Genomic DNA, 11,117 nt, shown 5'->3' on the forward strand with positions numbered 1-11,117 from the left:
CCCCTCTTTAAACAGGAGGCGCTTTTGAGGGTAAGACAGCTTTCCATCTATTCACAAAACCATACAGACAATGTTTACAATCATCGGACTAATGCTCACAGGAATGCTGCTGGGCTACCTCTTACGGAAACGGGACTTAAAGAAGATTCATCCAATCATCACCCTGCTTATCTGGCTGCTACTGTTTATCCTCGGTATTGAGGTAGGAAGTAACGAAGAGATTATCAGAGGACTCCATACCATCGGATATGAAGCCGTTGTCCTCACCCTGGGAGGGACCTTGGGAAGTGTTATCGCTGCTTGGGCACTCTGGAGAGCCTTGTATAAAAGGAAAGGAGGCAGGGCATGAAAGGAAGTCTTATCATTGTGGGCTTTTTTGTATTGGGTACGATTTGTGGTGTGTGCCATCTGCTGCCTTTTGATATTGCAGAAACCAATATCAGCTACTACGCGCTTTGCGCGCTGATGTTCAGTGTAGGGTTGAGCGTAGGCAACGACCCGCAGACCCTGAAGAACTTCCGTTCACTCAATCCGCGACTGGTATTCCTGCCCATCATGACGATACTGGGAACACTGGCAGGTTCGGCAGCCGTCAGTCTGATTCTGACACACCGTTCTATAACGGACTGTCTGGCCGTAGGCTCGGGATTCGGCTATTACTCGCTCTCCAGCATCTTCATTACCGAATACAAGGGAGCCGAGCTGGGCACCATCGCCCTGCTTGCCAATATCAGCCGGGAGATTCTGACACTGCTAGCCGCCCCGTTGCTGGTACGATGGTTCGGAAACCTTGCCCCCATCTCTGCCGGAGGAGCCACGACGATGGACACCACACTACCCATCATCACACGGACAGCCGGACAGCAGTTTGTCGTAGTTTCCATCTTCCACGGGTTTGTGGTCGATTTCAGCGTTCCGTTCCTGGTGACATTGTTCTGCTCGATATAGGGCTTTTACCCTCTTTTGACAGACACCGGTCTCTGACAAGAGCCATTTTTATATCACTAAATCCTATTAATAATGAAAACCAAACTTTATACCTTTCTCCTTTCTTCGCTGCTTTGCACCGGTGCCCTGGCCGACAACGAGCCGTGGCAGAACCCGCAAGTCAACGAAATGAACAGAGAACCGATGCACGCCCACTTCACCCCGTTTACGAATGAAGCCAACGCATTGAAACAACGTGCCTTGCCCGCCGACGTACGGTTCGACGTTAATCCTGCAACGGAACGCCGTATCACTCTGGACGGCACCTGGAAATTTCTTTTTTCAAAGAACAATGACCTCTGCCCCAAAGACTTTCACAAGCCCGGATTCAGTACCCGCAAGTGGAGTAAAATTGAAGTTCCGGGAAGCTGGGAACTGCAAGGCTTCGATGCACCTATCTATACAGATACCCGTTATCCGTTCCCCCCCAATCCGCCCTACGTGCCTACCGACTACAATCCCGTAGGTGCTTATATCCGCGAGTTCACCGTCCCGGCAGGTTGGGAAGGCATGGACGTTTTCCTCGATTTCGAAGGAGTGGAGTCTGCCTACTATGTATGGGTAAACGGCGAATTGGCGGGTTATGCCGAGGACAGCCGCCTGCCGTCGCACTTCAACATCACCAAGCTGCTGAAGAAGGGCAACAACAGACTGGCTGTAAAAGTATTCCGTTATAGCGACGGTTCCTACTTGGAAGGCCAGGACTACTGGAAATACAGCGGCATCGAACGGAGTGTTTATCTCTACGCCCGCCCCCAGAGCCGCGTCAAGGACTTCCGGATGACAGCGGAACTGATAAACAACTACAAGGATGGCGAACTAAAGCTGGATGTATTCCTCCATCGGCCTAAAGCCGGAGAAACGGTGGAAGTGAAGGTAATGGACAGGGATAAGGTTATCTATGACCGGAAGAAGTCCATAGCCTCTGCCACGGACACCTTGTTTACCCAGCAGCAAGTCTTCCCGAATGCACGCACCTGGAATGCCGAAACACCGAACACCTACACGCTGGTAGTCAGCACCTTTGACGCACAAGGGAAACCTCTGGAATCCTTTACACACCTTTTCGGCTTCCGTACCGTGGAAATGATGAACGGCATGCAGATGATTAACGGCCAGGCCGTCCTCTTCAAGGGGGTGAACCGTCACGAGCACGACCCGCACAAGGGACGTACCATCACCGTGGGGTCCATGATACACGACATCCAGCTGATGAAGCAGTTCAACCTGAACGGTGTACGCAACTGCCACTACCCGAACAACTATGCGTGGTACGAGCTTTGCACGGAATTCGGACTCTATATGGTAGACGAAGCCAACATCGAGAGCCATGGCATGATGTTCCACAAAGATGAGACCCTTGCCAACTATCCCGACTGGGAGGTGTCTTTCATGCAGCGGATGAGCCGTATGATTGCACGCGACCGCAACTACTCCGCCATCGTGACTTGGTCTATGGGCAACGAGTCGGGCTACGGCAAGCACTTCGAAACTCTGTATGACTATACCAAGAAGATAGACCCCACCCGTCCCGTACAATATGAAGGGGGTGGCTACAACTCCAAGAGCGACATCTATTGCCCCATGTACGCACGCATCTGGAGGTTGCGCCAACACGTGAACCAGCGTGATGCCCGCCCCATGATTCTCTGCGAATATGCCCATGCCATGGGTAACAGTGTAGGTAACTTCCAGGACTACTGGGACTTGATTTACAAGTACGACCAGCTGCAAGGCGGTTTCATTTGGGACTGGGTGGACCAGACGTTTGCCATCAAGGACGAGAACCAGCGCGACATCTGGGCTTTTGGCGGCGACATGGGATTTGTAGGTGTCGTCAACGACTCCAACTTCTGTGCCAACGGCCTGGTTGCTGCCGACCGCACCCCGCACCCGCACATCTACGAAGTGAAGAAGGTATTGCAATATATCCATTTCGAACCACTCGCCTTCACCCCGAACAAGATAAAGGTCACCAACTGGCACGATTTCATCGGATTGGAAGGATATACCCTCCGCTGGGCAGTGGAATGCGACGGCAAGACCGTTCAGAACGGTGAGATGGATTTCCCCAAGATTGCTCCCAGAAACTCTGCCAACATAGAATTGCCACTGAAAGCGCTGCCTGCCGACGGCAAGGAGTATTTCCTCACACTGCGTGCATTTACCAAGCACGAAGCGCCATTAGTACCGAAAGGACACGAGGTTGCCATCGAACAATGGGAATTGCCTTCTGCACCGTCAGCCAAAACCGTTCAGCCGGTGGAAGGAACGCTGACCGTAGACCGCAACAACGAAACACTGACCGTGAAAGGCAACAACTTCCAGGTAGCTTTCTCTACCCGAAACGGTGAAATGACAGAGTTGAACTACACCGGAAAGAATCTGATTAAAGAAGGGCTACAACCCAACTTCTGGCGCCCGTTGACCGATAATGATATTCCAAATGGGCACCTGATACGCTGCGGCACCTGGAGAAACGCCGGACGCGATGCCAAACTGCAGAACATCGAAGTTGCAGAAGCCGGACAAACGGCTACTGTCACTGCGACCTACCGCATGGAAGAACAAGATGCTGATTTGCAGACTCTCTACAAAATCACTCCCGACGGCAAGGTTCAGGTAACCATGCACTTCACCCCCGGCAAGAAGCCATTGAGCGAGATGCCTCGTCTGGGCATGCGCATGATACTCCCTGCCGAATATGAAATGATGACCTGGTTGGGCCGTGGTCCGCAAGAGACGTACGCCGACCGCAAGACGGGAGCATTGATAGGCCTCTACAACGCCACGGTGTGGGAACAGTTCCATCCGTATGTACGTGCCCAAGAGACGGCCAATCATTGTGACGTACGCTGGGTGGCCCTGCGCAATGCTGCCGGTGAAGGTCTGCTGGTAGTGGGCGAGGAACCGTTGAGCGTAAGCGCCTGGAACTTCCCGATGGAGGACATTGAATACCGTCCCTCACAGATGGAGCGCCGCCACGGTGGAAGCATCCAGAAGAAAGATATGATATGGCTCAACATCGACCACAAGCAGATGGGCGTAGGCGGTGACAATACCTGGGGAGCACAAGTTCATCCCGAGTACACCATCACTCCGCACGAATGGAAATACAGCTTCACGCTCGCCCCTCTCGCACCGGAGGATGATGCAGCGGAACAAGCGCACAAATAACCGTTAAATACCTCATTCATATGAAATACAAATTTATACGCATACTCTGCTTCACATTGTTGGCCGCAGGCATCGCAGCCTGCACCCCCGGCATGAAAAGCACTACGGAGAAACGGTATGCCTTCGCCGACATACTGGACATCTCCTACACTCCCGACACCCTGCACCGCTGCTATGGTTGGTTCACCGACGCCGGCTCGTGGATGGGCTTCACGCTGCCCGAACGGCAACAATGGGTCAACGGCTTCTGCGGCCCCTTCAGCCTCGATATGTTCCGCCGCCAGTGGATGGCACAGTCAGCCGCCGTCGTAAGCTTTGCCAAAGATACACAAGAGATTTTTGTTCCGGATTCCACTTGCTATTACCCCGGCGAGCTCTATATGTCGGCACATTCCACCCACGGGAGCATCACGCAACGGCTCAACTTCACAAGTGCCTCGACCGCCTTGCTGCGCATCGAAGCCGACACGGCTGAAGACCTGCTGTTCTCCGGTAGCCAATGGGGCAAAGACATCACCGTCAGCGTAGAACAGAACTCCGTCATCGCCCGTCATCCCAGTGGCGAAACCGTAACCGTGACCTTTACTCCTAATGTAGAGCTGGCCAAGACTGACAATAACTATACAGCCCTCGTCCGCTCTCCGCGCTACCCCGTCAACGTAGCCATCTCTTTCTTCACTTCCGAAAAAGAGATGACTGCCGGCCTGCAAAACCTGCCGGGCTTGCTCAATAATCCCACCCCCGCCCTGCAAGCCAATGCCGAACGTTGGGAAGGTTACCTCACCAAGATACTGCGCAAGGACATGAAGCCCGAATACGACCGCATCGCCGTGAAAGCCGTCACCACGCTCATCTCCAATTGGCGGACACACCGCGGCGGATTGCTTCACGAAGGCATCATCCCGAGCCATGCCGTAGGTTATTTCGTCGGCTTCTGGGCATGGGACAGTTGGCGCTTCAGTGCCGGAACCGCCAAGTTCGACCCCGAACTGGCCAAGAACAACATCCGCGCCATGTTCGACTACCAGCAACCGGACGGCATGATTATCGACTGTATCTATACCGACCCCTCCGAGAACAATGCCCGTGACAGCAAACCTCCCTTGGTATGCTGGGCTGTCGACGAAATCTTCACCCATACGGGTGACACCGCCTTCGTTGCCGAAATGTACCCTCAACTGCTCTCCTATTATAAATGGTGGTACGAAAAACGCGACCACAACCGCAATGGCATGTGCGAATACGGTGCTACCGACGGAACACTGGAAGCTGCCGCCTGGGAAAGCGGTATGGACAACGCCATCCGTTTTGACGGCGCCGTGATGCTGAAAAACGAAGGCTACGAGGATGCCTGGAGTATGGATCAGGAGAGTGTGGACTTGAACGCTTATCTGGCACTGGAATGCAAACTGCTGAAGAAATTCTCCAGCCTGCTGAAGATACCTTTCGACGCACCGGACTACAGTAGCCAGGTAGCCGACTATTTCTTTGACAAGAACATCAACTTCTTCTGCGACCGCCGTCTGAAGGACGGTTCATTCATCGAAGAGCCGGGCTGCGAAGCCTACACTCCGTTGTGGACCCGGATTGCCACACAAGCGCAAGTGGACAGCATGCTGCCCATGCTTCAAGATACGGCAAAGTTCTCCACGTATATCCCCTTCCCGACCATTGCCGCCGACAATCCCAAATACAATCCGCGCGGCTACTGGCGTGGCCCCATCTGGCTGGACCAGACCTACTTTGCCATCCGTGGACTGCGCAACTACGGCTACAACCAGCTGGCAGATGAATATACGCTGCAAGTCTTCGACCGCCTGAGCGGGCTGAAAGAGGGTGCCCCCATCCACGAGAACTACGGAACCCATACCGGCGAACGCCTGAAAGCTCCCCATTTCAGCTGGAGCTCCTCACATCTGTTGATGATGTACGACGATTACGGTAAGTAAACCGGGATTCCATATATGTCATAACTCACCACAGATTACACAGATTCACGCAGATTTTTTTAGTTTATTGATATCTGACATATTTATCTGTGTGAATCTGTGTAATCTGTGGTGAGTTATGACACTTTCATGAAGAACAAAAGCGATATGATTATTATCGGTAAACCTGCACCGGAAGCTCTCCACGCAAAGCTCCCAGCGCATTCATTACCAATGCTTCCAATTCGTCTTCTCCGGGATAGACGTGGACGGGAGCAAGGAAAGACACGCGCTCCTGCAACCGCGAAGTGATGTACTCGGAATGTGCCATACCTCCCGTAAGCAGAATGGCGTCCACCTTGCCATAAAGCACAACAGCAGCACCGCCTATCTCCTTGGCAATGCGGTAAATCATGGCATCAAGCACCAAAGCGGCATGGGTGTCTCCCTCAGCGATGCGCCTCTCTATGGCGGGAATGTCGGTAGTACCCAAATGGGCGGCAAGTCCCGCCTTGCCGGAAATACGTTTCTTCAGTTCTTCGGTAGTGTAACGCCCCGAGTGACAAAGGTCTATCAGTTGCCCGGCGGGCAGGGTACCTGCACGTTCGGGCGAAAAAGGACCGAAACCGTCGAGGGCATTGGGCACGTCCACCGCACGGCCGTGGCGGTGGACTCCTACGGAAACGCCTCCACCCAAGTGACAGACAATCAGATTGAGGTCTTCGTAATGCACGGGAGCTTCGGGCTGCAGGGCACTACGCTCGGCAGCATAGCGCCGGGCGATGGCTCGCTGGTTCAAGGCGTGCCAGATGGTGATGCTGGGCATCAGAGGCGAACCGGTGATGCGTGCCACATCGTCCAGTTCGTCCACCACGCCGGGATCGGCTATGAAAGAGGGGCAGCCGGGCAGCATGGCGGCAAGTTCGTGGGCTATCAGACAACCTAAGTTGCAGGCGTGGGTACGCATGGCGTGGAGCATATCGTCCAACATGGCATCGTTCACGGCATACACACCGCCAGGAATGGGTTTCAACAATCCCCCACGGCCGACGATGGCATCGAACTTAAAGGGAATGTCATTGGCCTCCAGCGCTTCCAGCACCAAGTGCTTGCGGAATTCGAACTGGTCGATGATGCGGGGAAATTGGGAAAGCTCCTCCACCGAATGCCGGATGTTGAGTACCAGACGGGGAGTTTCATCCTCATAGACAGCAATTTTTGTCGAGGTGGAACCGGGATTTACTGCCAGTATTTTCATTGATTACGATTTACAAATTACGAATTACAAATTACTAATTACAATCAAGGCTCTTTCACCCCGCTGGTCAGGCAAGCCATGGCAATGCTGTAATATTTGGACAAACCGGAATCGCTACGCGACGGTAATACCACCGGACATGAGGGTCCTTGCAGCAACCCGGCCATATCGGCATGAGAAAACAGAGATACAGCCTTATAAAAAGCATTGCCCGATTCGATGTTTGGGAATATCAACACATCCGCCTCCCCGTCAATCGGTGATACAATGCCTTTGATGTTACCGCTCGTCTTCTCACAAGAGGTCTTCACATCCAGCGGGCCGTCGATGATGACATTGCCGAACTCTCCGGCTTCCGCCAGTTCCACAATATTCACATAGTCCAATGAATGGGGGAATTTGGCGCTTACCTTCTCCGTGCAATGAATCAGCGCGATACGTGGCTGCTCTATCCCGAAATAGCGGCAAGTATGGATGGCATACCAAATCATTTCAATGCGCTGTTGCAGCGTCGGGCGGGGAATGACCGCAGCATCGGAGAAAAAGAGCAGTTTATCGTAAGTAGGTATTTGCATCACGGCCAGATGGGTCAGAATCTTTCCTTTAGGCAACAAACCATGTTCCTTGTCCAGAATGGCACGTAGCAAATTGTCGGTATTGATGATGCCTTTCATCAGGATGTCCGCTCCACCCTCGCGTACGATACGCACCGCCTCACGTGCAGCCTCATCGGAATCTTCTATATGCAAGGTACTGACATATTGAGGATATTTCTTCAAAGTGGGATATTTTTCCAATATGGCAGAATCGCCAATCATCAGAAATTCCGCAATCCCCTCCTCCAAGGCACGGGATATGGCATATTCTGTATTAGGGTCATTGGCACAGACTACCGCAATACGTTTCCTCTTATTCAAGGTTTTCAGGTGGGCTGTTAACTGGGCAAAGTTCCGTATCGGTTCCATAACGTTAGATTTTTAGCAAATATCTAAAAAAATGTCGAGAAATACAGCATTTGCCCCGTTGAAATTTTATATGTTTAATATCATTTTGATATGTTCACCACAGATTACACAGATTGACACGGATTTGAACAGAATTTGAATTACTCTGTTGATTATATATCATATATAACCTCCCTCTCTTCTGTTAAAAATCCGTGTTAATCTGTGATATCTGTGGTGAATTGTGTACTTTTGCCCAAAATAGATTGATAATATATATGGGTAGTCTTATTTTCCCTCCGTATCTGCAGGAAGGTGACCGTGTCATTGTTCTCTCCCCTTCCAGCAAGATTGACAAATCTTTCCTGAAAGGCGCCTACAAACGTTTGAAGTCCTGGGGGCTGGAAGTCGTATTCGCAAAGCACGCGGGGAGTTCCAACGGAACGTATGCAGGAAATATCCGGCAACGCCTCGAGGACCTGCAGGAAGCCATGGACGATGAAGAAGCCAAAGTCATATTCTGTAGTCGGGGCGGTTACGGAGCCGTGCATCTGATAGGCAAACTGGATTTTACCAAGTTCAGGCAGCATCCCAAATGGCTCATCGGATTCAGTGACATCACCGCCCTCCATAATCTGTTCCAGCAGAATGGCTTCGCGTCGTTGCACGCCCCCATGGCGCGCCATCTCACAGTAGAACCGGAAGACGACTTCTGCACACAAGCACTGAAGGATATACTGTTCGGGCAGGCATTGGGAGGAACCGAAGCATTCAGTTATGTCTGCCCGGGGCACAAACTAAATCATAAGGGAGAGGGAAAAGGCGTGTTGCGCGGCGGCAATTTGTCTGTGTTCTACGGGCTGCGTGGTACTCCTTACGATATTCCCGCCGAAGGCACCATCCTCTTCATCGAAGATGTGGGAGAACGCCCGCATGCGGTGGAACGCATGATGTACAATCTCAAACTGGGAGGTGTCCTCGACAAGCTTTCCGGCCTCATCATCGGACAATTCACCGAATACGAGGAGAACAAGTCCCTGGGAAAAGACCTATATGGCGCATTGGCCGATTTGGTGAAGGAATACGATTACCCGATATGTTTCGATTTTCCCGTCGGACATGTCAGCATGAATGTACCGCTGATAAACGGCGCTGCGGTAACACTGAAAGTTGGAAAGAAAGAAGTGAAACTAAGTTTTAATACAGAAAGAGAATGAAACGGAATTATACATTCATCCCGTTGCTGCTGTTGCTGATTGTAGCGATAGTGGCATGCAGCAACAACAGCAGCAAGTCTGCAGCCGATAATGACAGTGAGGGCGATGCGACCAAAGCGACTGTCCAAGTGCCCCAGTTCAGTGCAGACAGTGCATACCAATACATACAGACCCAAGCGGATTTTGGTCCGCGCGTGCCCAACACCGCCGCCCACAAAGCCTGCGGAGAATTCCTTGCCAAGAAGCTGGAAGAATTCGGCGCCAAAGTATACAACCAGCATGCCGACCTGGTGGCTTACGACAACACCATCCTGAAAGCGCGCAATGTTATCGGCGCCTATAATCCGGAAAGCAAAAGGCGTGTACTGCTCTGTGCCCATTGGGACAGCCGTCCTTATGCCGACCAGGATGCCGACAAGACGAAGCATCACAGCCCCATCCTGGGTGTGAACGATGGAGCCAGCGGTGTGGGCGTATTGCTCGAAGTGGCCCGCCAACTACAGCAGCAGGCTCCAGCCATAGGCATCGACATCATCTTCTTTGACGCCGAAGACTATGGCATCCCCTACTTCTATCAAGGTGCATACAAGAACGACACTTGGTGCCTGGGCTCGCAATATTGGGGACGAGTACCTCATGTAGACGGCTATAATGCCCGCTACGGCATCCTGCTCGACATGGTGGGTGGAAAGAACGCCACCTTCTACAAGGAACAGTTCTCTCAAAGAACCGCCGGTAAGTACGTGAACAAGATATGGAACACAGCCCACCGCCTGGGCTTCGGCAACTTCTTCCCCAAAGAAAAAGGCACCGAAGTGACAGACGACCATATGTATGTATACAACCTGCGGCAGATTCCCTGCGTAGACATCATCAACTATGACCCGAACTGCGACACCGGCTTCGGTGACTTCTGGCACACGATAGACGACACCATGGACATCATCGACAAGGGCACTCTCAACGCAGTGGGACAGACCTTGCTCGAAGTCATCTACAATGAGAAATAGACAATCAAATAGTAAATCGTAAATAGTAAATTCCATGATAAGTATCAACGAAGTACAAGATGAAGTAATTGCCGAATTCAATGATTTCGACGATTGGATGGACCGGTACCAACTTCTTATTGATTTAGGAAACGAGCAGGAACCGCTCGACGAAAAATACAAGACGGAACAAAACCTGATTGAAGGTTGCCAGAGCCGCGTATGGCTGCAGGCAGACGAAGTGGACGGAAAAATTATTTTCCAGGCCGAAAGCGACGCACTGATTGTGAAAGGAATCATTTCACTGCTTATCAAAGTACTCTCCGGGCACACACCGGATGAGATACTGAACGCCGACCTCTATTTCATTGATAAAATAGGACTGAAGGAACACTTGTCGCCCACCCGTAGCAACGGACTGCTGTCTATGGTAAAGCAGATGCGAATGTATGCGCTGGCCTTCAAAGCGAAAGACATCTAAAGGTTACGACCGACAATATATAAGCTAATAATCAGCAGATTATATTTACCGGATGTTTACCCTATAATGTAAAAGCCGTTTGTCTTATCCTGATATAGGTAGACACATTTACAAACTAATAAATGTGTTACTATTA

9 protein-coding genes are annotated in these 11,117 nt (G+C 51.7%); 7 read left to right on the forward strand and 2 right to left on the reverse strand.

The genetic code is table 11. From position 1 onward, the window contains the following. Nucleotides 1–70: 70 nt before the first annotated feature. From DXD65_RS09390 to DXD65_RS09405, 4 genes are all read left to right on the forward strand, one after another. Nucleotides 71–349 (forward strand): LysO family transporter, encoded by a 279-nt coding sequence (locus tag DXD65_RS09390; protein ID WP_005834527.1) that lies wholly within the window; start codon nt 71–73, stop codon nt 347–349. Then, the gene (locus tag DXD65_RS09395; RefSeq protein WP_005830487.1) at nt 346–948 is read left to right on the forward strand and encodes a lysine exporter LysO family protein; all 603 of its coding nucleotides are present in this window, start codon (nt 346–348) and stop codon (nt 946–948) included. Before DXD65_RS09390 ends, DXD65_RS09395 begins: the two co-directional genes overlap by 4 nt. Before the next feature lie 72 nt (nt 949–1,020). Beyond that, nucleotides 1,021–4,164: a glycoside hydrolase family 2 TIM barrel-domain containing protein gene (locus DXD65_RS09400; protein WP_005830490.1), complete on the forward strand. Its 3,144-nt coding sequence runs from the start codon at nt 1,021–1,023 to the stop codon at nt 4,162–4,164. A gap of 20 nt (nt 4,165–4,184) precedes the next feature. Beyond that, the gene (locus DXD65_RS09405) at nt 4,185–6,113 is read left to right on the forward strand and encodes an MGH1-like glycoside hydrolase domain-containing protein (RefSeq protein WP_057281404.1); all 1,929 of its coding nucleotides are present in this window, start codon (nt 4,185–4,187) and stop codon (nt 6,111–6,113) included. A 154-nt stretch (nt 6,114–6,267) separates the two neighbouring features. Here DXD65_RS09405 and buk read toward each other — a convergent pair whose 3' ends face one another. Together buk and DXD65_RS09415 are read right to left on the reverse strand one after the other, a co-directional pair. Next, on the reverse strand, nt 6,268–7,350 hold the full coding sequence (buk, locus tag DXD65_RS09410) for a butyrate kinase (RefSeq protein ID WP_005830498.1): 1,083 nt from the start codon (nt 7,348–7,350) through the stop codon (nt 6,268–6,270). A gap of 44 nt (nt 7,351–7,394) precedes the next feature. Then, a complete protein-coding gene (locus DXD65_RS09415) occupies nt 7,395–8,315 on the reverse strand; it encodes a phosphate acyltransferase (RefSeq protein WP_005830501.1) in 921 nt (306 codons plus the stop codon). A gap of 257 nt (nt 8,316–8,572) precedes the next feature. On the opposite strand from DXD65_RS09415, the gene DXD65_RS09420 reads away from it, so the two are divergent. From DXD65_RS09420 to DXD65_RS09430, 3 genes are read left to right on the forward strand one after another with little or no spacing between them, the layout of a single operon-like run. Further along, a complete protein-coding gene (locus DXD65_RS09420) occupies nt 8,573–9,511 on the forward strand; it encodes an LD-carboxypeptidase (protein ID WP_005830507.1) in 939 nt (312 codons plus the stop codon). Next, nucleotides 9,508–10,521: a M20 family metallopeptidase gene (locus DXD65_RS09425; RefSeq protein ID WP_005830510.1), complete on the forward strand. Its 1,014-nt coding sequence runs from the start codon at nt 9,508–9,510 to the stop codon at nt 10,519–10,521. Before DXD65_RS09420 ends, DXD65_RS09425 begins: the two co-directional genes overlap by 4 nt. A 37-nt stretch (nt 10,522–10,558) precedes the next feature. Beyond that, complete coding sequence (locus tag DXD65_RS09430) at nt 10,559–10,981, forward strand: SufE family protein (RefSeq protein ID WP_034525971.1); 423 nt, start codon at nt 10,559–10,561, stop codon at nt 10,979–10,981. Nucleotides 10,982–11,117 lie beyond the last annotated feature (136 nt).

This window comes from Bacteroides sp. 4_1_36 (assembly GCF_003466325.1).
In the GTDB taxonomy this organism is placed as follows: Bacteria; Bacteroidota; Bacteroidia; order Bacteroidales; family Bacteroidaceae; genus Bacteroides; species Bacteroides uniformis.

What these genes read in the sequence shown, in the direction of transcription:
- DXD65_RS09405 (WP_057281404.1), top strand. Translation starts at nt 4,185, where the DNA reads ATGAAATACAAATTTATACGCATACTCTGCTTCACATTGTTGGCCGCA.
- DXD65_RS09425 (WP_005830510.1), top strand. Translation starts at nt 9,508, where the DNA reads ATGAAACGGAATTATACATTCATCCCGTTGCTGCTGTTGCTGATTGTA.
- DXD65_RS09395 (WP_005830487.1), top strand. Translation starts at nt 346, where the DNA reads ATGAAAGGAAGTCTTATCATTGTGGGCTTTTTTGTATTGGGTACGATT.
- DXD65_RS09420 (WP_005830507.1), top strand. Translation starts at nt 8,573, where the DNA reads ATGGGTAGTCTTATTTTCCCTCCGTATCTGCAGGAAGGTGACCGTGTC.
- DXD65_RS09400 (WP_005830490.1), top strand. Translation starts at nt 1,021, where the DNA reads ATGAAAACCAAACTTTATACCTTTCTCCTTTCTTCGCTGCTTTGCACC.
- buk (WP_005830498.1), bottom strand. Translation starts at nt 7,350, where the DNA reads ATGAAAATACTGGCAGTAAATCCCGGTTCCACCTCGACAAAAATTGCT.
- DXD65_RS09415 (WP_005830501.1), bottom strand. Translation starts at nt 8,315, where the DNA reads ATGGAACCGATACGGAACTTTGCCCAGTTAACAGCCCACCTGAAAACC.
- DXD65_RS09390 (WP_005834527.1), top strand. Translation starts at nt 71, where the DNA reads ATGTTTACAATCATCGGACTAATGCTCACAGGAATGCTGCTGGGCTAC.